Origin of the sequence: Streptomyces blastmyceticus (assembly GCF_039521185.1) — a bacterium.
In the GTDB taxonomy this organism is placed as follows: Bacteria; Actinomycetota; Actinomycetes; order Streptomycetales; family Streptomycetaceae; genus Streptomyces; species Streptomyces blastmyceticus.
In genome coordinates this window covers 42,549-67,794 of sequence record NZ_BAAABW010000025.1, presented here as the reverse complement: position 1 = coordinate 67,794, position 25,246 = coordinate 42,549, and the positions used below count along the sequence as shown (strand labels likewise).

21 protein-coding genes are annotated in these 25,246 nt (G+C 72.4%); 13 read left to right on the top strand and 8 right to left on the bottom strand.

Annotated elements, in window-relative coordinates:
• Nucleotides 1–25: 25 nt before the first annotated feature.
• On the bottom strand, nt 26–652 hold the full coding sequence (locus tag ABD269_RS22535) for a hypothetical protein (RefSeq protein ID WP_344120516.1): 627 nt from the start codon (nt 650–652) through the stop codon (nt 26–28).
• A 297-nt stretch (nt 653–949) separates the two neighbouring features.
• On the opposite strand from ABD269_RS22535, the gene npdG reads away from it, so the two are divergent.
• Entirely contained in the window at nt 950–1,654 is a 705-nt protein-coding gene (gene npdG / locus ABD269_RS22530; RefSeq protein WP_344120391.1) for an NADPH-dependent F420 reductase, read from the top strand.
• A gap of 300 nt (nt 1,655–1,954) precedes the next feature.
• Nucleotides 1,955–2,149 (top strand): hypothetical protein, encoded by a 195-nt coding sequence (locus ABD269_RS22525; RefSeq protein ID WP_301887834.1) that lies wholly within the window; start codon nt 1,955–1,957, stop codon nt 2,147–2,149.
• On the opposite strand, the gene ABD269_RS22520 is transcribed toward ABD269_RS22525, so the two are convergent.
• The gene (locus ABD269_RS22520) at nt 2,142–2,948 is read right to left on the bottom strand and encodes a site-2 protease family protein (protein ID WP_301887835.1); all 807 of its coding nucleotides are present in this window, start codon (nt 2,946–2,948) and stop codon (nt 2,142–2,144) included. The two genes, ABD269_RS22525 and ABD269_RS22520, sit on opposite strands and share 8 nt — an antisense overlap.
• A gap of 173 nt (nt 2,949–3,121) precedes the next feature.
• Between ABD269_RS22520 and ABD269_RS22515 the strand changes: the two genes are divergently transcribed.
• A complete protein-coding gene (locus tag ABD269_RS22515; protein ID WP_344120388.1) occupies nt 3,122–6,595 on the top strand; it encodes an AfsR/SARP family transcriptional regulator in 3,474 nt (1,157 codons plus the stop codon).
• Between the two features lie 23 nt (nt 6,596–6,618).
• Here ABD269_RS22515 and ABD269_RS22510 read toward each other — a convergent pair whose 3' ends face one another.
• The 3 genes from ABD269_RS22510 to panB all read right to left on the bottom strand — a co-directional run bounded on the left by ABD269_RS22510 (nt 6,619) and on the right by panB (nt 9,422).
• A complete protein-coding gene (locus ABD269_RS22510; protein ID WP_301887838.1) occupies nt 6,619–7,449 on the bottom strand; it encodes an ABC transporter permease in 831 nt (276 codons plus the stop codon).
• The gene (locus ABD269_RS22505) at nt 7,446–8,468 is read right to left on the bottom strand and encodes an ATP-binding cassette domain-containing protein (protein WP_344120385.1); all 1,023 of its coding nucleotides are present in this window, start codon (nt 8,466–8,468) and stop codon (nt 7,446–7,448) included. Before ABD269_RS22505 ends, ABD269_RS22510 begins: the two co-directional genes overlap by 4 nt.
• An 84-nt stretch (nt 8,469–8,552) precedes the next feature.
• Nucleotides 8,553–9,422, bottom strand: a complete 870-nt coding sequence (panB, locus tag ABD269_RS22500; protein WP_344120383.1) for a 3-methyl-2-oxobutanoate hydroxymethyltransferase — start codon at nt 9,420–9,422, stop codon at nt 8,553–8,555.
• A 157-nt stretch (nt 9,423–9,579) separates the two neighbouring features.
• On the opposite strand from panB, the gene ABD269_RS22495 reads away from it, so the two are divergent.
• From ABD269_RS22495 to ABD269_RS22470, 6 genes are all read left to right on the top strand, one after another.
• The gene (locus ABD269_RS22495) at nt 9,580–11,190 is read left to right on the top strand and encodes an MFS transporter (RefSeq protein ID WP_344120381.1); all 1,611 of its coding nucleotides are present in this window, start codon (nt 9,580–9,582) and stop codon (nt 11,188–11,190) included.
• On the top strand, nt 11,187–11,843 hold the full coding sequence (locus ABD269_RS22490) for a TetR/AcrR family transcriptional regulator (protein ID WP_344120379.1): 657 nt from the start codon (nt 11,187–11,189) through the stop codon (nt 11,841–11,843). The genes ABD269_RS22495 and ABD269_RS22490 overlap by 4 nt, the downstream gene beginning before the upstream one ends.
• Before the next feature lie 306 nt (nt 11,844–12,149).
• The gene (locus ABD269_RS22485) at nt 12,150–13,091 is read left to right on the top strand and encodes an endonuclease/exonuclease/phosphatase family protein (protein ID WP_425572961.1); all 942 of its coding nucleotides are present in this window, start codon (nt 12,150–12,152) and stop codon (nt 13,089–13,091) included.
• A 142-nt stretch (nt 13,092–13,233) separates the two neighbouring features.
• Nucleotides 13,234–14,463: an MFS transporter gene (locus tag ABD269_RS22480; RefSeq protein ID WP_344120376.1), complete on the top strand. Its 1,230-nt coding sequence runs from the start codon at nt 13,234–13,236 to the stop codon at nt 14,461–14,463.
• A gap of 53 nt (nt 14,464–14,516) precedes the next feature.
• On the top strand, nt 14,517–14,771 hold the full coding sequence (locus tag ABD269_RS22475; RefSeq protein ID WP_301887845.1) for a DUF2277 domain-containing protein: 255 nt from the start codon (nt 14,517–14,519) through the stop codon (nt 14,769–14,771).
• Nucleotides 14,768–15,019: a hypothetical protein gene (locus tag ABD269_RS22470; RefSeq protein ID WP_301887846.1), complete on the top strand. Its 252-nt coding sequence runs from the start codon at nt 14,768–14,770 to the stop codon at nt 15,017–15,019. Before ABD269_RS22475 ends, ABD269_RS22470 begins: the two co-directional genes overlap by 4 nt.
• A 165-nt stretch (nt 15,020–15,184) precedes the next feature.
• Here ABD269_RS22470 and ABD269_RS22465 read toward each other — a convergent pair whose 3' ends face one another.
• A complete protein-coding gene (locus ABD269_RS22465) occupies nt 15,185–16,939 on the bottom strand; it encodes an NAD+ synthase (RefSeq protein ID WP_344120372.1) in 1,755 nt (584 codons plus the stop codon).
• Between the two features lie 169 nt (nt 16,940–17,108).
• Between ABD269_RS22465 and ABD269_RS22460 the strand changes: the two genes are divergently transcribed.
• On the top strand, nt 17,109–17,642 hold the full coding sequence (locus tag ABD269_RS22460; protein WP_344120369.1) for a DUF4234 domain-containing protein: 534 nt from the start codon (nt 17,109–17,111) through the stop codon (nt 17,640–17,642).
• A 77-nt stretch (nt 17,643–17,719) separates the two neighbouring features.
• Here the strand turns inward: ABD269_RS22460 and ABD269_RS22455 are convergent, their stop codons facing one another.
• Both ABD269_RS22455 and ABD269_RS22450 read right to left on the bottom strand, forming a co-directional pair.
• Nucleotides 17,720–19,279, bottom strand: a complete 1,560-nt coding sequence (locus ABD269_RS22455; RefSeq protein WP_344120367.1) for a multicopper oxidase family protein — start codon at nt 19,277–19,279, stop codon at nt 17,720–17,722.
• A gap of 86 nt (nt 19,280–19,365) precedes the next feature.
• Complete coding sequence (locus tag ABD269_RS22450) at nt 19,366–19,788, bottom strand: DUF6153 family protein (protein ID WP_344120365.1); 423 nt, start codon at nt 19,786–19,788, stop codon at nt 19,366–19,368.
• A gap of 133 nt (nt 19,789–19,921) precedes the next feature.
• Here ABD269_RS22450 and gadC point away from each other — a divergent pair, with 133 nt between their 5' ends.
• The 3 genes from gadC (at nt 19,922) to ABD269_RS22435 (ending at nt 25,216) form a co-directional block, all read left to right on the top strand.
• Complete coding sequence (gene gadC, locus ABD269_RS22445; RefSeq protein ID WP_344120363.1) at nt 19,922–21,421, top strand: glutamate/gamma-aminobutyrate antiporter GadC; 1,500 nt, start codon at nt 19,922–19,924, stop codon at nt 21,419–21,421.
• Nucleotides 21,422–21,613: 192 nt separating this feature from the next.
• On the top strand, nt 21,614–22,483 hold the full coding sequence (locus tag ABD269_RS22440; RefSeq protein ID WP_301894509.1) for an alpha/beta fold hydrolase: 870 nt from the start codon (nt 21,614–21,616) through the stop codon (nt 22,481–22,483).
• 435 nt (nt 22,484–22,918) lie between these two features.
• A complete protein-coding gene (locus ABD269_RS22435; protein ID WP_344120361.1) occupies nt 22,919–25,216 on the top strand; it encodes an NHL repeat-containing protein in 2,298 nt (765 codons plus the stop codon).
• Nucleotides 25,217–25,246 lie beyond the last annotated feature (30 nt).

The window sequence follows — 25,246 nt, the reverse complement described above, 5'->3', positions numbered from 1 at the left end:
GAGCAAACCGTTTTTGTTCGACTGGCTACCAGCGAGGCGGCGGTGGGGCCGTCAGCTGGTCCGCGAGCCGGGCGAGCCGGTCGCGGAAGCGGCGGCCGCGCGGCGTGGGCAGGCTGTTCTCCCCGGCGGCCGCGCTGACCAGGTGCTGCACGGTGTCGAGGTCGAGCTCCGTCGCCGTCGAGGACGGCGAGGCGGGTACGGTCAGCCGGTCGTGGGCGAGGGCGCACAGCTCGGAGTCCGCACCGTCGGGGGTGCCGTCCAGGGCGAGCACGGTCGCCCCGCCGCGGCGCACGTCGTGCACCCGCTCCAGCAGCTCTTCCCCGGGCCGCTGCGCCGTCACCACCAGCAGCGTCTCCCCCCGCCGGGCCGCCGCGAGCCGGCCGAGCCCCACCGACAGGTGCGCCGGGACGCCGGGCGGGACCCGGTGGCGCACGAGCGTGGGGGACAGCTCGGGCAGGCCGGACCAGGCGGCCTCGTCGTCCAAGTGGGCGGCCAGGTGCCAGGGTTCGTACTCCGCGGTGCCGACGAGGAGCAGGCCGCCGTGGTGGCGGGTGACCGAGGTACGGAGCGTGCTTGCGAAGCGGCGGGTGGACTGGAGCCATTCCGTTCCGGCGAGGACTTCGCGGAGGAGTGCGACGCGTACGGCATCCATGGGGTTGATTTTGGCGGGGGTGGGGGCGGCGTCGGTGTGCGAGTGCTTCGCTCTCACCCGTACGGGCTTCTCGGCGTTGCGCCTGCGGCGGGCTTTGTTCCCCTACCCCGCCCCTTCCCGGCTGTGTCGATTTGCGGCTCCGCCGCGTGGGGGGGGCTCCGCCCCAGACCCCGAAGCACGCTCCGCGCGCTGTCCTCAAACTCCCCCAGCTACCGCTGGGAGGTGCCCCCACGGGCTGGATTGCGCACCCTCCCGCCGGAGGCGCCCGCTCCGCAGCCACGTGACAGGATCGCCCGCATGACTACTTCTGACGACACGAAGAAGGCCCCCGCCAAGGACCCTTGGGACCTGCCCGACGTTTCCGGCATGACCGTCGGTGTGCTCGGCGGTACCGGTGACCAGGGGCGCGGGCTCGCCTACCGGCTGGCGAAGGCCGGGCAGCGGGTGATCATCGGGTCGCGTGCCGCCGAGCGTGCGCGGACCGCCGCCGAGGAGCTGGGCCTGGGCATCGAGGGCGCGGACAACAGCGAGTGCGCGCGGTGCAGTGACATCGTGATCGTCGCCGTGCCGTGGGACGGCCACGCGAAGACCCTGGAGTCGCTGCGCGAGGAGCTCGCCGGGAAGCTCGTGATCGACTGCGTCAACCCGCTCGGCTTCGACAAGAAGGGCGCCTACGCGCTGAAGCCGGAGGAGGGCAGCGCCGCCGAGCAGGCGGCCGCCCTGCTGCCGGACTCCCGTGTCACCGCCGCCTTCCACCACCTGTCCGCGGTGCTGCTGTCCGACCCGGAGATCGCCGAGATCGACACCGACGTGATGGTGCTCGGCGAGGCGCGGGCCGACACGGACATCGTCCAGGCCCTCGCCGCCCGCATCCCTGGCATGCGCGGCGTCTTCGCGGGCCGGCTGCGCAACGCCCACCAGGTGGAGTCGCTGGTCGCCAACCTGATCTCCGTGAACCGCCGCTACAAGGCACACGCCGGGCTGCGCGTGACCGACGTCTAGACGTACCTCCGGGCTGGAAGGCCACCCACCGGCGGGAGGGGGCGGGACGCGCAGGGTCGGCGCGGGACGTAAAGCGAAGCAGTCCCGCGTCGACCCGGAGCGGCACGGCCCCGCACCGTGGCAACGGTGACGAGCCCCAAAATCCAGCCCGGCCGGCGCTTGAGGCCGCGCCCGCAGGGCGCTCCGCCGCAGGCGGCACGGACAACGGACAGAACTACGAGCCGCCCGCAAAGCGCAGCGGATGCGTGGGGGACAATAGGGAACGTACGCACACGCGCCCCCGGACAGGAGCCGTCCCCCATGCCCCGCCTCGCCCTCTACGCCATCGCCGTATGCGTCCTCGCGACGGTGGCGGCCGTCGTCTCGTTCGCCCAGGGCAGCTGGCTCGGCATCGTCTGGGTCCTGCTGCTCGGCGTCTCGTCCAACATCGCCTGGTACTACGTGCGCAAGGCGAAGAACGACCGCGCCGCCGAGCAGGGCGCGGGCGTCAGCTGACGACGAGGTCGCTGATGCGCGGGATGTCCGGCGTGCCCTGCCAGAAGCGGAACAGCTGCCTTCCCCAGTAGGTGTCCCACTCCGTCACGCCCAGGCCGCGCAGCACCGAGTTGATCATGTCGAAGAAGGCGTGGTTCACCTCGGGGATCCACAGGAAGCCGAAGACCGCGAGCAGGCCGAAGGGCGCGAACGGCTCCACCTGCCGCCGGATCCTGTACGACAGCCACGGCTCGATCACGCCATAGCCGTCCAGGCCCGGCACCGGCAGGGCGTTCAGGATCGCCGCGGTGACCTGGAGCAGCACCATGAAGCCCAGCGCGTAGCGGAAGTGGTCCGGCACGCCGTCCATCGCGCCCAGCCAGAAGGGCGCCGCGACGACGGCTGCAAACAGGACGTTGGTAAGCGGGCCCGCCGCCGAGACCAGGCTGTGCCGCCAGCGGCCGCTGATGCGGTGCCGCTCGATGAACACCGCGCCGCCCGGCAGGCCGATCCCGCCCATGATCACGAAGATCACGGGCAGCACGATGCTCAGCACGGCGTGCGTGTACTTCAGCGGGTCGAGCGTCAGATAGCCCTTCGCCCCCACCGAGATGTCGCCGCCGAACAGGGCCGTGCGCGCGTGCGCGTACTCGTGCAGGCACAGCGAGACGATCCAGCCCGAGACGATGAAGAGGAAGACGGCGAAGCCGGGGCTCGCCGAGAAGTCCGTCCACACCGCCCATATGGAGACCGCCATGATGGCGACGAGGGCGAGGAAGACGGGGCTCACGCGCCGTTCGCCGCGGGTCGCTGTCGACATAGGTGTGCGCTCCTGAAGGTTTGGCCGGTGTTGCCGGGAATTCCAGTGCTGCCGGGAATGCCCCGGGTGTACGAACGTACGGGGCGAACCGTACTTCCTCCCCGCCCCCTCGGTGCAACGCCTGCGGCGGGCGGTGAAAAAACCCGGTGGACGGGCCGGGGGAGAATGGGTCCGTGCGTTACGGCATCCTCGGCACCACCCAGGCCCATTCCGACGACGGTCGTCCCACCGCCGTCGGCGGCCCCAGGCTGCGCGCTCTCCTCGCGGCGCTCGCCCTGCACCCGGGGCGCATCCGCACCACGGAGGCGCTGATCGACGCCGTCTGGGACGGAGAACCGCCCGCCGACGCGGCCGGGGCCCTCCAGGCGCTCGTCGGCCGGCTGCGGCGCGCGCTCGGCGCCGACGCGGTGGCCTCCGCGGACGGTGGCTACCGCCTGTGCGCGGAACCCGGCGACGTCGACCTCCACCGCTTCCGGCGGCTGGCCGACGAAGGTGCGGCGGCGCTCGCCGCAGCCGACCCGGAGCGGGCCGCCGCCCTGCTCGGCGAGGCCCTCGCCCTCTGGCGCGGACCCGTCCTGGCCGACCTGCCCGGCCGCTCGGCCCTGGCGGGGCGCTACGAGGCCGGCCGCCTCGACGCCCGGCGCGGGCAGCTCGCCGCCGAGGTCGCCCTCGGGCGCGCGGAGCGGATCCTGCCCGAACTGGCCGAGCTCTGCGCCGACCACCCCCTGGACGAACCGCTCCACGCCCTCCACCTCCGCGCCCTGCGCGCCGCGGGCCGCCCGGCGGAGGCCCTCGCGGCGTACGAGACGGTCCGCACGGCGATATCCGACAGCCTGGGCGCGGACCCGGGCCCCGAACTGCGCGCCCTGCACGCGGAGTTGCTGGCGGGTGTGGACGAGGTGCCGGCGGCTTCCGTGCGGGGCGGCGCGACGGCGCCGGGCGAGCCGTACCCTCCCTGGGGTGCCTTGGGCCCGGGTGCCGCACCCGAGGTGCCGGGCGCAGCCTCCGCGCCGCAAGGCGGCCCCGCGCCGGGTGGCGTGCCCCATGGAACCCCCGCGCCCCATGCGCCCCCCGGTTCGTACGGCCTGCCCGCGCCGGACGGCGGCCCCGCCCGTCACGGCAACCTGCGGGCCCGGCTCACCTCCTTCGTCGGGCGGGAAGGGGAGCTGGAGCTGATACGGGGCGATCTCGGGCGGCATCGGCTGGTGACGTTGCTCGGGCCCGGCGGGGCCGGGAAGACGCGGCTGTCGCAGGAGGCCGCCGAGGCGGCCGCCGCCGTGGACGGGAGCTGGCCGGACGGCGTCTGGCTCGCCGAGCTCGCGCCCGTCGACGACCCCGGCACCGTGCCCGAGGCCGTGCTCACCGCGCTGGGCGCGCGCGAGACCGTCGTGCGCGGCACCACCGCCGAGGGGATACGGGCCGCCGAGGCCGCCTTGCTCGACCCGCTGGACCGGCTCGCAGAGCACTGCGCGCCGCGCCGCATGCTGCTCGTGCTCGACAACTGCGAGCATGTCGTCGACGCCGCGGCCCGGCTCGCCGAGACGCTCCTCGCGCACTGCCCGGACGTGACGGTGCTGGCCACGAGCCGCGAACCCCTGGCCGTACCGGGCGAGTTGGTGCGGCCCGTGGAGCCGCTGCCCGACCCCGTCGCGCTGCGGCTGCTCGCCGACCGGGGCGCCGCGGCCCGCCCGGGCTTCCGTGTCGAGGCCGACCCCGAGGCGTGCGCGGAGATCTGCCGGCGGCTGGACGGGCTGCCGCTGGCCATCGAACTGGCCGCCGCCCGGCTCCGGATGCTCACCCCCCGCGGGCTCGCCGACCGCCTCGACGACCGCTTCCGGCTGCTGACCTCCGGCAGCCGTACGGTGCTGCCCAGACAGCAGACCCTGCGCGCGGTCGTCGACTGGTCCTGGGATCTCCTGGACGCGCCCGAACGGGCCGTCCTGCGCAGGCTGTCGGTCTTCTCCGGCGGCTGCGACCTCGCCGGGGCCGAGGAGGTGTGCTCGGGGGGAGCCGTCGGGTCGCGGGACGTCGCCGCGCTCCTCGGCTCGCTGGTCGACAAGTCGCTGGTCGTCGCCGCGCCTGCCACCGGCGGCGACATGCGCTACCGGCTGCTGGAGACCGTGGGGGAGTACGCCGCCGAGCGGCTGGACGAGGCCGGGGAGCGCGCCGCCGTCGAACGCCGCCACCTGGTCGCCTACCGGGAGCTCGCGCGCACCGCCGACCCGCTGCTGCGCGGGCCCGCGCAGCGCGTCTGGCTGGACCGGCTGGAGCTCGAACACGACAACCTCCGCTCCGCGCTGCGGCGCGCCGTCGCCGCGCGGGACGAGCAGGAGGCGCTGTGCATGGTGCTGTCCCTGGCCTGGTTCTGGCAGCTGCGGGACCACCGCAGCGACGTCCGCAGCTGGGCGGAGGCGGCCGCGGCCCTGGGTCCCGACCCCTTCGCCGACCCCGTGGAGCCGGCCCCTCCGCTGTATGTGGGCTGCACCGACGCCCCGCCTCCGATGTCACCCGAGCTGCTGGTCGAGGCCCGGCGCTGCGTGCGGATGATCGCGCTCGCCAACGTCGAGAGCAATATGCAGCTGATCGGCACGCCCGAGACCCGGCGGCGGGTGCGCGGCGTCCTGGAGGCGTACGGCGAGGGGCAGCCGCAGAACTGCCGTGTGCCGGGCTTCATGTGGTTCTTCGCGATCATGCTGTCCGGCGACTTCGAGGCCATGGACGCGGCCGTGAACGCGGGTGTGGAGCGCTGCCGCGAGCTCGGCTACGAATGGGAGCTCGCCCACAGCCTCCAGCTCCGCGCCAAGATCCTCAACGACCGCAAGGGGCGGCTCGAACAGGGCGCGCGGGACGCCGAGGAGGCCCTGGAGATCTTCCGGCGGCTCGGGGACGCCTGGGGCGTGGCCGAGGCGCTGTCGGGGCGCGGCGAGGCGTACGAGCGGCGGGGCGAGTTCACGCTCGCGGCGGACGCCTACCGCGAGGCCGTCGACGAGGTGCTGGCGCTCGGCGCGCCGGGCGAGGTGCCCGCGCTCCGTGGCCGGATGGCCGAGGCGCTGATGGAGTCGGGGGCCATCGACGCCGTGGAGGGCGAGCGGCTGCTCCGCCAGGCGATCGGGGAGGCCGACAAGGCCAACCCGGAGGCGTCGGCATTCGCCCGGGTCCAGCTCGCCACCTGCATCGCCCGCGGCGGCCGCACGGTGGAGGCGCGGGAGATCTTCGACGAGCTGATGGCCGACTTCTCCAAGGGTGTCCTCGCGGTCTTCCAGAGCATGATGCACGGCCAGATCGGCTGGCTCGACGTCCTGGAGGGCAAGCCCGCGGAGGCGCTGCCGAGGCTGCGGACCGGGCTCGTGATGACCGAGGACCCGCTGGCGCAGCTCGTCGTGCCGCAGCTGGCCGTGGTGCAGCTGAAGTACGCGGCGCTGGCGCACGCCGAACTGGGCGGTGCGGAAGGGGCCGTCACCGCGGCCCGCCTGCTGGGCGCCTCCGAGGGGCTGCGTCCCGTCGACTTCCCTCCGACGTCCTTGGAGCGCGAGGTCATGGAGCGCGCGGAGGCGGGGGCCCGCCCGGTGCTGGGCGACGCGGCCTACGAGCGTGCGTACGCCGAGGGCGGCGGCCTCACCCTGGAGGAGGCCACCGCCCTCGTATGACGCGACGCCCGGGGCCCGCCGGGTCAGGTCTTCCTGCGGAACCGGGAGACGGCCAGCGGCGCGGTCACGGCCGTGATGGCGACCGACCAGGCCAGGACCATCCACACCGAGTGGGCCACCGGGCCGCCCTTGATCAGGTGGCGTGCGGCGTCGGCGAGGTTGGACAGCGGGTTGTACTCCGTGAAGCCCTCCAGCCAGCCAGGCATGTTGGTGGTGGGCGCGAAGATGGAGCTGCCGAACTGCAGGGGCATCAGCACGATCATGGCGATGCCCTGGACGGCCTGCGGCGTCTTCATGGTCAGGCCGAGCAGGATGAAGATCCACATCAGGGAGGCGCCGAAGACCATGGACAGCACCACCGCCGCCAGCAGGTGCAGCACCGAGGTGCTGACGGTCAGGCCCAGGGCGAAGCCCATGCCCAGCAGGATCGCCGTCGCGATGAGCATCCGGCCGACCTCGACGACGATCTTCGCGACGAGGACCGAGGACCGGGCTATCGGCATGGTGCGGAAGCGGTCCATCACCCCCTTCTTGAAGTCGTCGTTGATGCCCGTGCCGACCGCCATGGAGATGTTCATCCCCATCATCGCCATCAGGCCGGGGACCAGGTAGTTCAGATACTCCCGCTCGTTGCCCTTGCCGCCGATGGAGCCGCCGAAGACATAGGTGAACAGCAGGATGAAGATGACCGGCATGAGCACGGCGTCGAACATCGACTCCGGGTCCTGCTTGATCTGGAGCATGTTGCGGCGCGCGAGCGCCCCGATGTGGCGGAGGTTGGCCCGCGGGCCGATCCGTCCCTCGCCGGCGGCGGCCTTCACGGGCGCCCCCGCCGTTGCCGTTGCGCTGCTCACGCGGCGACCTCCTGGAGTGCGTCCGTGTCGTCCTGCTCCGCCGGGGCGGATGCCTTCTGGCCGGTGACGGCCAGGAACACCTCGTCGAGGCTGGGCAGATGGGTGCTGATGTCGGCGACGGCGAAGCCCCGCTCGCTCAACAGGCCGATCACCGCGGTCAGTTGCTCGTCGCTCAGCAGCGGGACGCTGACCGTGCCCTCCGCCTCGTCGGCGCTCGCGCCGGTGATGCCGTCCAGCCCGGCCTGGGCCAGCGCGCCCACCATGCGGGGCAGCTCGCCGCGGTCGGCGGGCCGGATCACCAGGGTGCGGCCGCCGACCTTCGCCTTGAGCTCGTCGACCCGGCCGCCCGCGATCACCCGGCCCCGGTCGATGACCGTCAGCTCCTGCGCGAGCTGCTCGGCCTCCTCCATGTACTGCGTGGTGAGCAGGACGGTGGCGCCCTCGGTGACCATCCGCTGGACCTCCTCCCACACCTCGTTGCGGGTGCGGGGGTCGAGGCCGGTGGTCGGCTCGTCCAGATACAGCACCGCCGGCTGGCCGATCATGGACGCGGCCAGGTCCAGCCTGCGGCGCATGCCGCCCGAATACTGCATGGCGGGCCGCTTGGCCGCCTCCGTGAGGGAGAAGCGCTCCAGCATCGAGTCGGCGCGGCGCCGGGCGTCCTTGCGGGAGAGGTCGAGCAGCCGCCCGATCATGTAGAGGTTCTCGAATCCGGAGAGCTTCTCGTCCACCGAGGCGTACTGCCCGGTCATCCCGATCACCCGGCGCAGCTGCCGGGGCTGGGTGAGGACGTCGTAGCCCGCGACGCGGGCGGTGCCCGCGTCGGGCCTGATGAGGGTGGACAGGGCGCGGACCAGAGTGGTCTTGCCCGCGCCGTTGGGGCCCAGCACGCCGAGGACGGTGCCCTCGCGCACGTCCAGGTCGACCCCGTCCAGGGCCTTGGTCGCACCGAAGTGCTTCACCAGGCCCCGGACTTCGACGGCGTTCCCGCCGCTTCCCGAGGTGTTCTTTCGCGTCATGGGTCAACAGTCGCAGCACCCACTGACAACGCACCTACAGTCCGCCGACAGGCCGCCGACAGGGGCCTCTCGCCCCCGGGCCGGCTAGTGGAAGGCGTGCTCCTCAGCCGGGTACGCGCCGCCCACGACGTCCGCGCCGAACGCGCGCGCCGCCTCGCCCAGCGTCTCGCGCAGCTGCGCGTACTGCTTCACGAAGCGCGGCACGCGGCCGGACGTCATGCCCGCCATGTCCGTCCACACCAGCACCTGCGCGTCGCACTCCTGACCGGCGCCGATGCCGACCGTCGGGATGTGCAGGGTGCGCGTCACCTCCGCGGCGAGCTCCGCCGGGACCAGCTCCAGGACGACCGAGAAGGCGCCCGCGTCCTGGACCGCCTTGGCGTCGCGGAGCAACTGCTGGGCCGCCTCCTCGCCGCGGCCCTGGACCGGGTAGCCGCCGAAGGCGTTGACGGACTGCGGGGTGAGGCCGATGTGCGCCATCACCGGGATGCCCGCCTCGACGAGCAGCTTGATCTGCTCGGCGGAGCGCTCGCCGCCCTCCAGCTTGATCGCGCCGACGCCCGTCTCCTTCACCAGCCGGGTGGCGTTGCGCAGCGCCTGGACGGGGCCCTCCTGGTACGAGCCGAAGGGCAGGTCGGCGACGACGAGGGCGCGCTGGGTGCCGCGTACGACGGCGGCGGAGAGCACGGCGATCTCGTCCATGGTGACGGGCACCGTGGATTCGTAGCCGAGGTGACAGTTGCCCATGGAGTCGCCGACCAGCAGGACGGGGATGCCGGACTCGTCGAAGACGGAGGCGGTCATCGCGTCGTAGGCGGTGAGCATGGGCCACTTCTCGCCGCGCGCCTTGGCGGCGGCGATGTCGCGGACGGTGACCCGCCGGGAACTCTTCCCTCCGTACAGCGCCTTGGGGTTGGCGGGGCTGCTGTCTGGGGTGTTCGGGGCATGCGTCATGGCGGTGGCTCCTGTGAAGTCGTCTCGAGGCGCCCTGACGGCGTCCCCGGATCACCTCCATGCTGACACGGCCCGCGCGGGCAGACCAGAGCGGTCCTTCGCAAAGACTTTCCAATACGAGACGGGGTCGTATCGAAAGGAACGTACGCTGTTCCGCATGTCGACTGATATCCCGGCCCGCCGGGTTCCCGAGGCGGTCCATCGCAGACGGTGGGCGATTTTGACCGTGCTGCTGTTCAGCCTCCTGATCGTGGTTCTCGACAACTCGATCCTGAACGTGGCGATGAAGACCATCGCCTCCCCGGCGCCCACCGGCCTCGGTGCGACACAGAGCCAGCTCGAGTGGGCGATCAACTCCTACACCCTGGTCTTCGCCGGAATACTCTTCACGGCGGGACTGCTCGGCGACCGGCTCGGACGCAAGAAGGTCCTGCTCTTCGGCATGGTCGTCTTCGGCGTCGGCTCGGTGCTCTCCGCCTTCTCCGGCTCGTCCGGCGAGCTGATCGCCTTCCGCGCCGTGATGGGCTTCGGCGGCGCGTTCGTGATGCCCGCGACCCTCGCCATCATCATGAACGTCTTCGAGCGCGAGGAGCAGCCCAAGGCCATCGGCATCTGGGCCGGGGCCGTCGGGCTCGCCATCGCCATAGGGCCGATCACCGGCGGGATCCTGCTCGACCACTTCTGGTGGGGCTCGGTCTTCCTCGTGAACGTCCCGATCGTGATCGTCGGCCTGATCGCGATGGTGCTGCTCGTCCCCGACTCCAAGGACCCCAGACCCGGCCGCCTCGACCCGGTCGGCGTGCTGCTGTCCGTCGTCGGCCTCGTCCTGCTGGTCTACGGCATCATCAAGGGCGGCCAGCTCGCCGACTTCACCCGGCCCGAGGTCTACGGCACGGTCCTCGGCGGACTGGTGGTCCTGGTGGCCTTCGTCCTGCACGAGCGGCGCAGCGACCACCCGGCCATCGACGTGCGCTACTTCCGCAACCCCGCCTTCTCCGCCGCGGTCTCCTCCATCTCGCTGGTCTTCTTCGCGCTGATGGGCACCACCTTCTTCATCGTCTTCTACACCCAGAGCGTGCGCGGCTACACCCCGCTCCAGAGCGGCCTGCTGCTCCTGCCGCTCGCCGCCGCCCAGATGTTCTTCGCGCCGCGCGCCCGCCTGGTCGTCGACAAGTACGGCGCCAAGGCCGTGTGCACCGTCGGCATGCTGCTGGTCGCCGCCACCACGGCGGGCTTCCTGCTGCTCGGCACCGACACCCCGATCTGGGTCCTCGAGGTGCTGTTCTTCCTCCAGGGCACGGGGATGGCGCACATCATGCCGCCCGCCACCGTCTCGATCATGCAGTCGCTGCCCCGCGAGAAGGCCGGTTCCGGCTCCGCCGTGAACAACACCTTCCGGCAGGTCGGCGGCGCGCTCGGGGTCGCGGTGCTCGGCTCCGTGCTCTCCACCACCTACCGCGACGGCATCTCCGGCGAGCTCGACGCCGTCCCCGGCCTGTCCGACTCCGCGCGGCACGCCGCGGGCGAGTCCATCGAGGCCACCCTGGGCGTCGCCGAGAAGCTCGGCCCGCAGGGCAAGGCGCTCATCGGCCCGGCCAACGACGCCTTCATCCACGCCATGCACGTCACCGTCATGGGCTCCACGGCCGTCGCCCTGCTCGGCGCGGCCGTCGTCGCGCTCTTCCTGCCCGGCCGCAAGGCCACCCGCACGGACGGCGCGGACACCCGGCCGGACGCTCAGAAGGAACAGGCGGGGGCGGGCGCATGACCGACCGGGCACAGGGCGGTACGACGACCACGCCGGCAGCGGCGGCGCTGCCCGCCGAGCGGCGCGGCCGCCCGCGCAACGCCGCCGTCGACACCGCCGTCGTCGAGACCGTCCTGCGCCTCCTCGAGGAGGGCGTCACCATGGGCGAGCTGTCGATGGAGCGGATCGCCCGCGAGACGGGTGTCGGCAAGGCCACCCTCTACCGGCGCTGGTCCGGCAAGGAGGAGCTGATGCTCGACGTCCTGCGCTCCATGGAGGACGCCGACCCCGAGCTCCCCGGCACCTCGGCCCGCGACGACCTCGTCGTCCTCCTGGAAATGCTACGCAGGCGCGGCCTCGCCAAGCGCTCCTCCGCCGTCCTGCGCACGGTCATCAGCCAGGTCCAGGCCCACCCCAGGCTCTGGAAGGAGTACCACGAGACGGTCATCCTCGCCCGGCGCGAGACGGTCCACGCGGTGCTGCGCCGCGGCATGACCACCGGCGAGCTCCGCTCCGACGTCGACGTCCAGCTGCTCTCCGACCTCTTCGTCAGCCCGATGCTCTCCCGGGCCATGCTCCACGAGTGGCACGACCTGCCGGAGGGGCTGGCCGAGGAGATCGTCGACGCTGTCATGGAGGGCGCGCGGCCCAGGGCGGAGCGGCCCGCCGGCTGACCGCGCCCGGCCCGGCCGCGGCCCGCGAAGATCCGCGGGACAGCGGTGCGCGCTCGAATATGCCCGTTGTGTCACAGCCCGCCCGCACGGCCCGCCCACCGGAACCCGGGCGGGCCGCACACACGTCCTCCAGACCGACGCCCCACCCGGGGCGGACGGAACGTCCCGGCACCGGTGATCACCTATCGTCGTGCGGGGGCCACAGCGGATGATCAGTGAGGGCAGTCGATGGCGCAGGCGCACATGCAGGAGACGGGCCGAGACGGGACCGGTCCGGAGCGGGCCGGCGCCCGGGCCCGGCGCCTCATGGGCCAGTGGCGCGGCCCGGGCGTCTGGCGGCGCGGCCTGGTCGTCGCCGCGATCGCCGCCCTCCTCGGCCTGCTGATGCTGCTGCACACCCACCTCCCCAACCGGGTGGGCAACCTCGGCAGCCTCACCGAGACCTTCCTGCCGTGGCTCGGCCTCGGCATACCGGTGCTGCTCGTCCTCGCCGTGCTGCGCCGCTCCGCGACCGCGCTGATCGCCCTGCTGCTGCCGGCGGTCGCCTGGGTCAACCTCTTCGGCGGGCTGCTCACCGACAAGTCCGGCAAGGGCGGCAACTTCACGGTCGCCACCCACAACGTCAACGCCGAGAACCCCGACCCGGCCGGCACCGCCAGGGACGTCGCCGCCTCCGGCGCCGACGTCGTCGCGCTGGAGGAGCTCAAGGCGTCGGCCGTCCCGACGTACGAGCAGGCGCTCGCGAGCAGCTACAAGTACCACTCCGTGCAGGGCACGGTCGGCATCTGGAGCAAGTACCCGCTGCAGCTCGTCCAGCCCGTCGACATCCGCATGGGCTGGACCCGGGCGCTGCGCGCCACGGTCAAGACGCCGCAGGGCCCCGTCGCCGTCTACGTCGCGCACATGCCGTCGGTGCGCGTGAAGTTCAACGCGGGCTTCACCGCCGGACAGCGCGACAACAGCGCCGAGGCGCTCGGCGAGGCCATCGCCAAGGAGCCCGAGAAGAAGGTCCTCCTCCTCGGCGACCTCAACGGCACCATGAACGACCGCTCGCTCGCCCCCATCACCTCGCAGCTGCGCTCCGCGCAGGGCGCCGCGGGCGACGGCTTCGGCTTCAGCTGGCCCGCGAGCTTCCCGATGGCCCGCATCGACCAGATCATGGTGCGCGGCATGGACCCCGTCTCCGCCTGGACCCTGCCCAAGACGGGCAGCGACCACCTGCCGGTGGCGGCGCGGATGAAGATCTGACCGACCTGTTCACCTGATCGTTCGCAAAAGGGAACGACAGTGGGAACAACTGCCTGAGAGGCTTTGTTCTTCGGGGGAACTTTCCGTGGGCGGCAGGCCCACGTCCCCGCAGGAACACACCCCCTCGAAAGGCTGTCCCCTCATGCCCCTGGCGCTGCTCGCCCTCGCGGTCTCCGCCTTCGGTATCGGCACGACCGAGTTCGTGATGATGGGGCTGCTGCCCAACGTCGCCGACGACCTGGGCACGTCCGTCCCCACCGCCGGCTACCTCGTCTCCGCCTACGCCCTCGGGGTCGTCGTCGGCGCCCCGCTGCTCACCGCCCTCGGCTCCCGCGTCCCGCGCAAGCTCATGCTGGTGCTCCTGATGGCGCTCTTCACCATCGGGAACCTCGCCTCCGCGCTCGCCCCGACCTACGGACTGCTCATCGCCGGCCGGGTCCTCGCGGGCCTGCCGCACGGCGCCTTCTTCGGCGTCGGAGCGGTCGTCGCCTCCCGGCTGGTGAGCGAGGGCCGCCAGGCGCGGGCGGTCGCCACGATGTTCCTCGGCCTCACGGTCGCCAACATCGTCGGCGTCCCCACCGCCACCCTGCTCGGCCAGCACCTCGGCTGGCGCGCCACCTTCCTGGTCGTCGCGGTCATCGGGCTGGTGGCCATGGCCGCGCTCGCCGCCCTCGTCCCGCGGATCCCGCGCGAGCGCGGCGAGGGCCTCGGCCAGGAGCTGCGCGCCCTCGGCGACCGGCAGGTGCTGCTCGGCCTGCTCACCGCCGTCTTCGGATTCGCCGGGGTCTTCGCCGTCTACAGCTACCTCGCCTCGATGATGACCGAGGTCACCGGCTTCGCCGAATCCTCCGTGACCATCGTGCTCGCCCTCTTCGGCATCGGCATGACCCTCGGCGCGCTCGTCGCCGGACCGCTGACCGACCGGGCGCTGCGCCCCACGCTGTACGGATCGCTGGCCGCGCTCGCCGCCGTGCTCGTCGCCTTCGACTTCACCGTCCACGTGAAGTGGGCGGCGCTCGTCACCGTCGTGATCCTGGGCGCGGTCGGCTTCATGACCACCACACCGCTCCAGATGCTGGTCATGAACAAGGCGCGGCAGGCGCCCACACTGGCCTCCGCCTCCAACCACTCGGCGTTCAACCTGGCCAACGCGGGTGGCGCCTGGCTGGGCGGCGTCGCCATCGCCGCCGGCTGGGGCTGGACCTCCCCGACCCTGGTCGGCGCCGCGCTCGCCGTCGTCGGCCTGGCCGTCGCGGTGGCCGCGGGCCTGCTGGACCGCGACCGCCCCACCACCGCGGGCGGCTCCCGGGTGGTCGCCTCCGGCGAGCGGCAGGGCGACCGGGCACCGGAATCCGCCGGCATCCGTCACTGACAGCCCTTGGCCATGGGCGGCGGGCCGTCAGTGGTGCGCGGCACACTGGGAGCATGTGCCGCAGCATCAAGACGCTCAGACCGCCGGTGACGCCCGAGGTGGGCGACGAGGACATCCACGCGGCGGCCCTGCAGTACGTACGGAAGGTGTCCGGCTTCCGGGCGCCCGCCGCGCACAACCAGGCGGTGTTCGAGCACGCCGTGGACGCGGTCGCGCTGGCCACGAAGGCGCTGCTCGACGGGCTTGAGGTGCGCGGCGGCGCGCGGCCCCGAAGCGAAAAGGGAAGGAGTGGTCCCGTCAGGCCATGACACAGCCGACGCTCACCGAAGGACAGGTTTCAGAGATCCGCCAGTTCTGTGTGCGGGGCGGCATCCACCTGGAGATGTCGTCCGGGGTGCCGGTCGTCATCCCGGTGCGCAGTGGATTCCCCACGTGTCCCGCGTGCGGCCGGCTGCCGTCGTCCGTGATGCTGGAGCCGGGCACGCTCGCGGGCGGGCGGATCACCTATGAAGGATGCGGGCACGTCTTCAAGATCCCACGGGGGGAGCAGACATGAGCGGTGACGAACGCCAGCAGCAGCCGTGCCAGCACTGCGAGGGCAAGGGCCTCATCGCACAGCCGGACGGCTCGGTAGTGGTCTGCCCGGAGGCGAACGGGCCGGGTCACTACTGAGAAATTGCCGGACGGGCTGATTTCAGCCCGTCCGGCGTCCGAGGCCCCGTTACAACGTCTCGCGCCACTTATTGGTGATCGGCAACCGCCGGTCCTTGCCGAAACCCTTCGCGGAGATCTTCGTACCCGGCGGATACTGCCGCCGCTTGTACTCCGCGGCATCGACCATCCGCAGCACCCGCGTGACCAGCTCCGCGTCGAAGCCCGCCGCCACGATCTCCGCGCGGCCGCGGTCCCGGTCGACGTACAGCTCCAGGATCCGGTCCAGCACGTCGTAGTCCGGCAGCGAGTCCGTGTCCACCTGGCCCGGCCGCAGCTCGGCGCTCGGCGGCTTGGTGATGGAGCTCTCCGGGATCGGCGGGGTCTCGCCGCGCTCCTCGGCCGCCCGGTTGCGCCACTTGGCGAGCCGGAAGACGGACGTCTTGTAGACGTCCTTGATCGGCCCGTACGCGCCGACGGAGTCGCCGTAGAGCGTGGAGTAACCGCAGGCCAGCTCGGACTTGTTGCCCGGCGCGAGCACGATGTGGCCCTCCTGGTTGGAGACCGCCATCAGCATCGTGCCGCGCAGCCGCGACTGGAGGTTCTCCTCCGCGAGCCCGGTGAGCCCCAGCGCCCCCATGTACGCGTCGAACATCGGGGCGATCGGCACGGTCCGCAGGTGCAGACCGGTGCGCCGGGCGAGCTCCTCGGCGTCGGCGATCGAGTGCTCGGAGGAGTAGCGGGACGGCATGGCCACGCCGTGGACGTTCGCCGCGCCGAGCGCGTCGCACGCGATGGCGGCGACGAGCGCGGAGTCGATGCCGCCGGAGAGCCCGATCACGACGCTGCGGAAGCCGTTCTTGGTGACGTACGCGCGCAGGCCGGTGACCAGCGCCTCGTACACCTCCTCGGCGTCGCCCAGCCGCTCGGCGACCGTGCCGGGCCACTTCGCCCCGTACGGCGGGAGCGGGTCGGCGGAGAGCACGACGTGGTCGATGCGCAGGCCGTCGTCCACCACCCCGGCCGGCGCCTCGGCCGCGGCGGCCGGCAGGTCGAGGTCGATCACCACGCAGCGCTCCTCGAACTGCGGGGCGCGCGCGATGACTTGGCCGTCGCGGTCGACGACGATCGTGTCCCCGTCGAAGACCAGCTCGTCCTGGCCGCCGGTCATCGCGAGGTACGCGGTCGTGCAGCCGGCCTCCTGGGCGCGCTTGCGGACGAGCTCCAGCCGCGTGTCGTCCTTCTCGCGCTCGTACGGGGAGGCGTTGATCGACAGCAGCAGACCGGCGCCGGCGGAGCGGGCGGCGGGCACCCGGCCGCCCTCCTGCCACAGGTCCTCGCAGATGGCGAGCGCGACGTCGACGCCGTGCACCCGCACCACCGGCATGGTGTCGCCGGGCACGAAGTAGCGGAACTCGTCGAAGACGCCGTAGTTGGGCAGGTGGTGCTTGGCGAAGGACAGCGCCACCTCGCCCCGGTGCAGCACGGCGGCGGCGTTGCGCGGCGCGCCCGCGGGGCGGCCCAGCCGGGGCTGCGTCTCCTCGCTGCGGTCGAGGTGGCCGACGACGACCGGCAGTTCGCCGAGGCCCTCGGCGGCGAGCCGGGCGGCGAGGGCGCGCAGCGTCTCCCGGCAGGCCTCGACGAAGGAGGAGCGCAGCGCGAGGTCCTCGACGGGGTAGCCCGTCAGCGCCATCTCGGGGAAGGCCGCCAGATGGGCGCCCTGCTCGGCGGAGTGCCGCACCCAGCGGACGATCGACTCGGCGTTCCCGGCGAGGTCGCCGACACAGGAGTCGACCTGATTCAGAGCGAGACGAAGTTGAGCCACGACGTCCAGTGTAATCGTCTGTCTGACGCGATCTATGAGGAGCGCTGTGAGTGCGCTGTGAGCGGCGCCATATCGTGGCGGGCGCATGTGATCTTGTGACAAGCTTCGCCATCTGCCTGAGGCATATGCCTCAGGCATGTCTTGTCGAAGTTCTTCCTAGGAGACCGCGTTGAGCACGCAGCCGCCGCAGTGGGGCCAGCCCGCGCCGCAGAGCCCCTACCCCCCGGCCGTGCCGCCTCAGAACCCGTACGGTTCGGGCTACCCGCAGCAGGCGCCGATGGGCTACCCGGCCCCGGGCCCCGCCGCCTACGGCCTGGCGATGAAGCGCCGCAACCCCTTCGCCGCCTGGCTGGGTCTGCCGATCATCACCCTCGGCATCTACAGCATCGTCTGGCACTACAAGGTCAACAAGGAGATGGCGCAGTTCGACAGCCGGCGGCACATCAACCCCGCCATGTCGGTGCTGGCGATCACGCTGGGCGCCTTCCTGTTCATTCCGCCGCTCGTCTCGGTCTTCAACACGGGCGGGCGCATCTCCGAGGCCCAGCGCGCCGCGGGCCTGACGCCCTCGTGCAGCGGCGGCATCGGCCTGCTGCTCGCGTTCATCGGCTTCCACGCGCTCTACTACCAGTTCGAGCTGAACAAGGTCGTCGACCACTACGGCAAGGTCGAGCCCGGCACCCAGGTGCCGCTGGCCGTCTGAGCCACGCCGTACGACAGCCCGCGGGGCCCGCGTCCGGTACCGGACGCGGGCCCCGCGGTTCTTCGGTCGGTCGGAGGTCAGCGCAGGTAGCCGAGGACCGTCATCATCCCGGACTCCGCGTGGTAGACGTTGTGGCAGTGCAGCATCCACAGCCCCGGGTTGTCGGCGTCGAAGTCGACCGCCAGCCGCTGCCCCGGGCGGACGATCGCGGTGTCCTTGCGCGGCCCGCCGCCGGGCAGCGCGAAGGTGTGGCCGTGCAGGTGCATGGGGTGCCACATCGTCGTGTCGTTCACGAAGACGAGCCGGACCCGCTCGCCCGCCGCCACCGGATAGCGCCGGCCGGGCGCGTACTTCCTCGCGTTGATCGCCCAGTCGTACTTCGCCATCCCGCCGGTGAGACGGAGTGTGAGCGTCCGGTCGGGGCGGCGGTCCTTGAGCAGCACGCTCCGGTCGGCCTTCAAGCGGTCGGCGGTCAGCAGGGTGCCGTCCAGCTCCCGCGGGCGTACGGACGCGTCGGGCGCGGCGCCCCCGCCCGTACGCAGCACGGCGAGCGCCGCGGCCTTCTTGCCCTCCGCCAGCGCGACCAGCGGGAACACCCCGTCCCCCGCCTCGACCAGCACGTCGTACCGCTCGCCCATGCCCAGCAGCAGCGTGTCCGTCTCCGCATGCTCGACGGGGAAGCCGTCCGTGTGCGTGACCGTCATCCGGTGGCCGCCGAGAGACACCCGGAAGGCCGTGTCGCCGCCCGCGTTGAGGAAACGGATCCGGATCCGGTCGCCCGGCTTCGCGGTGAAGGTCTCCGGGGCGTCCGGCGTGCGCCCGTTGACGAGGTAGTGCGGATAGGCGACGTCGCCCGCGTCCCCGCCGAGGAGCGGACTGGCCGCCCCCATCATCATCCGGGGCGGGCCGGACGGGCCGGGCTTCCCGGTGCTCATCGCCATGCCCGGCATCTTCGACATGCCGTGCCCGCCGTGGTCCATGCCGCCCATGCCCCTGCTGAGTTCGGCGAGCACCGCGTCCGGCGTGCTGCCGTCCACGCCGTCGACCCAGTCGTCCAGGACGACCACCCACTCCTTGTCGTAGGAGAGCGGCTCCTTGGGGTCCTCCACGATCAGCGGCGCGTACAGCCCCCGGTCCTGCTGGACGCCCGAGTGCGGGTGGACCCAGTACGTGCCGGGGTGCGGGACGGTGAAGCGGTAGTCGAACGACGCGCCCGCGCGTATGGGGCGCTGGGTGACGCCCGGGGCGCCGTCCATGTCGTTGCGCAGCGCCAGCCCGTGCCAGTGCAGCGAGGTGGCCTCGGGCAGGTGGTTGGCGAGGGTCAGCGCGAGCGTGTCACCGGCGGTGACCCGGATCTCCCGGCCGGGCAGCCGGTCGCCGTACGCCCAGGAGTCGACCGTGAGCCCGCCCAGGTCGAGGCGGGCCGGGGTGGCCGTCAGGGTCACCTTCCGTACGGGCCCGGTGCCGCGCTTCGCCTCGGCGGCGGCGACCTCCCGCCCGTCCGGGGCGAGGTAGTCGGCGGAGGGTGTGGCGGCGGACGAGCCGCTGTCCGAGCCCCCGGAACAGGCGGCGAGCAGTCCGCTTCCGGCAGCGGCGAGCCCCGCGCCGAGCACGGCGCGGCGGGTGGTGGAACGCATGGGGAAAGGCACCTCGTGGTGTCGGGTCCTGCGGGACGTGGTCGCGGCGCGTGCCACTGCGCGCGGAAGCGCAGCGGCACGCGCTGCTACACGCGCAGTACCGACAGCCGGGCGAGGGCCTTGTGCCGTGGCGGGGGAGGGATCGGCCGGAGGACGGCGAGCAGCCGCGCGCGGACGACGGCCAGGGCCGGGGCGAGGCGCCGCAGCGCGGCCACGCCGAGCAGCGAAACGAGCGCCAGCAGGGCGGATCCGAGTACGGCGAGGCAGACGGACATAGGGTCCATGCCGTGGCTCTCGCCGTCGACGGAGGCGGCGCGGTGGTCGGTCGTCGTGTGCGGAGCGACGGCCGGATCGCCTGTCATCGGCGCCATCGCGTGCGACGCCGTCCCCCGACTCCCGCCGTGCCCCGCCGGGTGACCCAGCGTGTGCATGGTCACGATGCCCAGCAGCAGCGCGGCGAACAGCAGCAGGCGCCCGCACCAGGCGGTGGCCTTCCGCTGTCCGTCCATCACGCGTCTCCCGAGGCCCCTGCGACAACTCCGTCGCACCTTACCCCCTCGGGGTATACCTCCTCCAGGCGCCGTTGATGGGATCATTGGGGCGCACACGATCGACGCCCGCATAAAGGACGCTCCACCTCACATGACCATCACGGACCAGGTGAGGGACGACCGTCCCCTCGCCACGGGCGCCGCCACCCCGGGCGCCACCCAGCCGCAGTTCATCTCGTGGGTGACCCTCGCGATGATGACCACGGCGTCGGTCGCCAACCTGCGGCCCTCGCCGTCCATGGCGATCTACGGCCTCGCCGCCGTCTTCCTCTACGTCGTACCCGCCGTGGTCTTCCTGCTGCCGACCGCGCTCGTCTCCGCCGAGCTCGCCTCCGGCTGGACCGGCGGCGTCTACCGCTGGGTGAGCGAAGGGCTCTCCAAGCCGCTCGGCTTCCTGGCCGTCTGGTGCCAGTTCGCGATGACCATCGCCTACTACCCGAGCCTGCTGGCCTATGTGGCCAGCACGTTCGCGTACGTCATCGACCCCAGGCTCGCCGACAACGGCCTCTACATCGCCCTGGTCATCGTCGTCGTCTACTGGTCGGGCGTGCTGATCTCCTCGCGCGGCACGAAGGCGGTCGCCGGGCTGGCCGGGGCGGGCCTGGTGATCGGCACGCTGATCCCCGGCGCGGTCCTCGTCGTGCTCGGGCTGGTCTTCCTCGGCCAGGGCAACGCCTCCGCCGCACCCATGGACAGCGGCCACTTCCTGCCGCCGTGGACCGGGCTCGCCAGCCTCGTACTGATCGTCAACAACTTCCTGTCCTACGCGGGCATGGAGATGAACGGCGTGCACGTCGCCTCGCTGCGCGAACCCGGCAGGCAGTTCCCGCGCTCGGTCTTCGCCGCCACCGGACTCGTCCTGCTGATCTTCATCCTCCCGGCGCTCGCCATCAGCTGGGTGATGCCGGGTGAGGACCTCAGCCTGACCGCGGGCGTGATGCAGGCGTTCCAGGGCTTCTTCGACCACTTCCACGTGGGCTGGCTGACCAAGGTCGTCGGCGTGATGCTCGTGGTGGCCGCGCTCGGCGGCATGCTCGCCTGGCTGGCGGGCCCCTCGAAGGGCCTGCTGATGGTCGCCCGGCAGGAGGGCTATCTGCCGCCCGTCCTGCAGAAGCTCAACAAGCACGGCGTGCAGCGCAACATCATGGTCGCCCAGGGCGTGCTCACCACGCTCATCGCGCTGCTCTACGCCTTCATCCCCGATGTCTCCAGCGCCTACTGGATCTTCTCGGTGATCACCACCCAGATCTATCTGGTCGTCTATCTGCTGATGTTCGCCGCCGTCGTCCGGCTGCGCACCACCCAGCCGGACCGGCCCCGCGGCTTCCGCGTCCCGGCTGTGCGGCTGGTCGCGGGCGTCGGCTTCGCGGCGTCGCTCGCGGCCATGTGCATCGGCTTCGTCCCGCCGGACCAGTTCGGCGGCGGGCCGCTGTGGCGCTACGTCCTCACCGTGGGAGGCGGCCTGCTGGTCATCGGCTTCCTCGCGCCGCTCGCCCTGCTGAAGTTCCGCAAGCCGCACTGGGTGGCGCCCGAACACCGCGAACCGGAGCAGGGCGCACCGCAGCGGCCGAAGGCGGACGCCGGGGTGTGACGACCCGCCCCCGACTGCGTGTACGTGGCGAACAGGCCGGTCGGCCGAGGGGGTGTGGCGCGGGCACCCGCCGCGCGCCGGTACGGTCGTCTCGTCGCGCTCCGGCCGGTGGGCTTCCGCCCCCGGCCGGCGGGTGTCTTCCCGGCGGGCGCGGTGTGGACGGACGGCGACAAGGGGGACAGTGTGGACGGTATGGAGCGGCCACCAGGGCACATGCTGAGGGTCGGCGGGGTGCCGCTGCACGTGGTGTGCGAGGGGTCGGGGCCCGTGTGCGTGCTGAGCGCGGGGCTCGGCATGGGCTGGTTCGACTGGGAACCCGTCGTGCCGCTGCTCACCGACCACCGCACCGTCGTCCGCTTCGACCGGCCGGGGCTCGGCTTCAGCGCGCCGCCCCTGGAACCGCCCACCGCCGCGGGCGAGGCCGCGCGGATAGCGGGCGTCCTCGACGCCCTGGGGCTGAAGGAACCGGCGACGGTCGTCGGGCACTCCCTCGCGGGCTTCCACGCGGAGGCGTTCGCCCGGCTGCACCCGGAGCGCACGACCGGGATCGTCCTCGTCGACAGCAGCGTGGAGGACGAGCCAAGACCCGCACCCGCCCGTGAGCTCCGCACCACCGCCGCGCACGCCCGGGGCCTGGTGCTCGCCGCCACGGGGCTGCCCCGCGCGCTGGGCCCCTCCCTGCGCAAGCTGACGGTCCGGGCCGCCTCGGTCACCCGCCAGGACCCGGCCTCCGCCGAGCTGGTGCGCCGCACCTACGGAACCGGCCGGGTGCTGCGCGCCCTGCTGATGGAGAACGCCCGCTACCGCGACGTGGCCGCCGAGCTCCACGAGCTGCGGGACCGGCACCCGATGCCGCCCGTGCCGGTGACCGTCCTCGCGGCCTCCCCGGGCACCGGCTCCGCCGTCGAGCGCCGCTGGCTGGAGCGCCAGCGCGCCCTCGCGACCCGCCTCGACGGCCGTTTCGAGGCAGTGGCACCGGCGGGCCACCTGCTGATGTACGACCGCCCGCAGTCGATCGCGGCGGCGGTGCTGGCCATGCCGATGGTGCCCGACGGCACCTGAGGGGCAGGGGGTGCGGTCGCTCATGGGCGCCGCACCCGGGCTCCCCTTTCAACCACTGGCGAAATAGCGTGCGTTGGCTGGCCGGTATTCATGGCCGATGTTCGCCCGTGTCCGAGGCGGCCGTATTGACTCGGTGGTCACCGCTCGATTCTCCTTGTACGGCTGCGGAGTTCGTGGATTTCGGGTGGTCATGCATCTGATCAAGGACGGCGGATTCGTCGAGTGAATTTTCGGGCGATGGTGCGAGGCGTGGAGTACCGCGATCCCGGGCCGAATTCGGGGTGTCATCCTCCCGAACTCCGCGGCCCCTGCGCGTCTTTGCCGTAGTCGATGCCGCTGGAGCGCGGCGGTTTCTCCTTTCGCGTTCCCGATTCCCCGAGGCATGCCCGGAATTCCCCTGCGCAGCAGCCCACTCCACCCTGACAGGAGACCGTGATGACCACGAACGCCAACGCGTCCGCCTTAGCCGCATCGCCCTACCCCGACGGCACGATCGTCACCGTGGCCGGCACCGGCACCGCGGGATACGTCGCCGACGGCGGCCCGGCCGCCGGCACCAGCCTCTACTACCCGCGTGGTGTGGCAGTGGACGCGGCGGGCAACCTCTACATCGGCGACCAGAGCAACCACCGGGTGCGGAAGGTGTCCCCGAACGGGATCATCACCACGGTCGCGGGCAATGGCACCGCGGGCTTCGTCTCGGACGGCGGGCCCGCGCTGGGCACCTCGCTCAACAACCCCATCGGTCTGGCGGTGGACGGCGCGCGGAACCTCTACATCGCCGACACCAACAACCACCGGGTGCGGAAGGTGTCCCCGAACGGGATCATCACGACCGTCGCGGGCAATGGTCAGGCCGGGTTCGTCTCCGACGGCGGGCCCGCCGTCGCCACCAAGCTCAACAGCCCGCAGGGCGTAGCGGTGGACGCGGCCGGGAACCTCTACATCGCCGAGGCCGGCAACCACCGGGTGCGGAAGGTGTCCCCGAACGGGATCATCACCACGGTGGCGGGCAACGGTCAGGCGGGCTTCGTCTCCGACGGCGGCCCCGCCATCGCCACCAGGCTCAGCACCCCGACCGGGGTGGCGGTGGACGCGGCCGGAAACCTCTACATCGGCGAGTGGGGCGGCCACCGGGTGCGGAAGGTGGACACGAACGGGATCATCACCACGGTCGCCGGCAACGGCGTCGCGGGCTACGTCTCGGACGGCGGCCCCGCCGTCGCCACGCGGCTCAACGTCCCCGGGGCCGTGGCGGTCGACGCCGCCGGGTCCCTGTACATCGCCGAGTACAGCAACCAGCGGGTGCGGAAGGTCGACACGGACGGCATCATCACGACCGTCGCGGGCGACGGCGTCGCGGGCTATGTCGCGGACGGCGGTCCGGCCGTGGGCACGCGGCTGTACGGCCCCATCGGCGTGGCGGTGGACACCGCCGGGTCCCTGTACATCGCCGACTACTCCAACCACCGCATCCGCAAGGTCTACGGCGCCGCCGCCGTCGTACCGCCCACGCCCCCGGCGGCCGACCTCTACGGCGAGGTCGTGCACCCCGTCTCCGTGCCGCGCGGCCAGGAGTTCGACCTCGGTGCCCGGATCCGCAGCCGGGGTCCGGCGACCGTCGACGGCGGGGACGTGACCGTCGTCCTCACCCTGGCGGAGGGCCTGCTCGGCGGACCCGGCACCAGCGGCCGCCGCCTCACCCGCACCTTCACGGGTGCACAGCTCTTCCCCAACGCCGGTTCGCTGGACGGGGTGTTCCGGGTGACCGCTCCCAACGGCCTGATCCCGGGCACGTACGAGTCGACGCTGGAGATCCAGTACGGCGGCGAGCTCAACCTCAAGGACAACACCTACACGCTGCCCGTCTCCATCGTGGTGCCCGCGCCCGTCGGGGACGAGACCGCACTGACGATCTATCAGGAGACCGTCCCGGAGGCCGCGCCGGGCCAGAGCGCGCGCGTCGACCTGCGCTTCCTGTCGCCGACCAGCCGTCCGGTCAACCCCGGGGTCGTCATCCAGCGCTACACCGCCCCGACCGGATTCGTCTTCACCGGCAAGCCGGTCTACGCGTACCACACCGCCTCCCACGGGGTGATCTCCGGCGACCTCGACTTCCAGGTCATCGACGGCGGGCGCACGCTGATCATCGCGGCCAATCCGCACCTGAACACCACCCCCACCGACACCGGCTCCTTCGTCTACTCCATCCCGCTCCTCGCCCTGCCCGGCTCCGCCCCGGGCCTGCGGACGGACGGCTCCGCGACCATCGGCAAGCGGCAGCCGGTGCAGATCGCGGCCAAGGTCACCAGCGCCTCCGCCGGGAGCGCCCGGGTGGAGCAGCTCCAGCGGGACCGGGCCAAGGTGCGGCGCGGGCAGCAGTGGGTGTATCCGGCGGTCTTCAAGGTGACGAACACCGGGCAGAGCCGGATCGGCACCCAGCAGATCGTCCTCACCGCTCCGGAGGGCCTGCGGTTCACGGAGAACCGGCTGGTCATGACCCGGCAGGACGACGCACCCAGGGAGACCGTCAACGTCGCCGAGCGGTCGGCCGACAGCCGCACCCTGACCGTCCGCGCCTCCGCCTTGGAGCTGGACCCGGGGAAGACGGCGACGCTCTACCCGGAGCTGGAGGTCGACCCGGCGGCCCCGCTCGGCGTGGTGTCGGTCGGCTTCCAGCTGGGCAGCCCGGCCTTCGCCTCCGGAGCGGCCGCCGTCACCGTCGAGGCGTAGCGCCCGGATCCCGTGCCATGAGGGGTGCCG

Excerpts from the sequence above, each read along its gene's own strand:
- ABD269_RS22495 (WP_344120381.1), top strand. The coding sequence starts at position 9,580 with ATGTCGACTGATATCCCGGCCCGCCGGGTTCCCGAGGCGGTCCATCGC.
- panB (WP_344120383.1), bottom strand. The coding sequence starts at position 9,422 with ATGACGCATGCCCCGAACACCCCAGACAGCAGCCCCGCCAACCCCAAG.
- ABD269_RS22525 (WP_301887834.1), top strand. The coding sequence starts at position 1,955 with ATGCCCCGCCTCGCCCTCTACGCCATCGCCGTATGCGTCCTCGCGACG.
- ABD269_RS22490 (WP_344120379.1), top strand. The coding sequence starts at position 11,187 with ATGACCGACCGGGCACAGGGCGGTACGACGACCACGCCGGCAGCGGCG.
- ABD269_RS22505 (WP_344120385.1), bottom strand. The coding sequence starts at position 8,468 with ATGACGCGAAAGAACACCTCGGGAAGCGGCGGGAACGCCGTCGAAGTC.
- ABD269_RS22520 (WP_301887835.1), bottom strand. The coding sequence starts at position 2,948 with ATGTCGACAGCGACCCGCGGCGAACGGCGCGTGAGCCCCGTCTTCCTC.
- ABD269_RS22480 (WP_344120376.1), top strand. The coding sequence starts at position 13,234 with ATGCCCCTGGCGCTGCTCGCCCTCGCGGTCTCCGCCTTCGGTATCGGC.
- ABD269_RS22535 (WP_344120516.1), bottom strand. The coding sequence starts at position 652 with ATGGATGCCGTACGCGTCGCACTCCTCCGCGAAGTCCTCGCCGGAACG.
- ABD269_RS22485 (WP_425572961.1), top strand. The coding sequence starts at position 12,150 with ATGGGCCAGTGGCGCGGCCCGGGCGTCTGGCGGCGCGGCCTGGTCGTC.
- ABD269_RS22475 (WP_301887845.1), top strand. The coding sequence starts at position 14,517 with ATGTGCCGCAGCATCAAGACGCTCAGACCGCCGGTGACGCCCGAGGTG.
- ABD269_RS22450 (WP_344120365.1), bottom strand. The coding sequence starts at position 19,788 with ATGGACGGACAGCGGAAGGCCACCGCCTGGTGCGGGCGCCTGCTGCTG.
- ABD269_RS22440 (WP_301894509.1), top strand. The coding sequence starts at position 21,614 with ATGGAGCGGCCACCAGGGCACATGCTGAGGGTCGGCGGGGTGCCGCTG.
- ABD269_RS22435 (WP_344120361.1), top strand. The coding sequence starts at position 22,919 with ATGACCACGAACGCCAACGCGTCCGCCTTAGCCGCATCGCCCTACCCC.
- ABD269_RS22455 (WP_344120367.1), bottom strand. The coding sequence starts at position 19,279 with ATGCGTTCCACCACCCGCCGCGCCGTGCTCGGCGCGGGGCTCGCCGCT.
- ABD269_RS22470 (WP_301887846.1), top strand. The coding sequence starts at position 14,768 with ATGACACAGCCGACGCTCACCGAAGGACAGGTTTCAGAGATCCGCCAG.
- gadC (WP_344120363.1), top strand. The coding sequence starts at position 19,922 with ATGACCATCACGGACCAGGTGAGGGACGACCGTCCCCTCGCCACGGGC.
- npdG (WP_344120391.1), top strand. The coding sequence starts at position 950 with ATGACTACTTCTGACGACACGAAGAAGGCCCCCGCCAAGGACCCTTGG.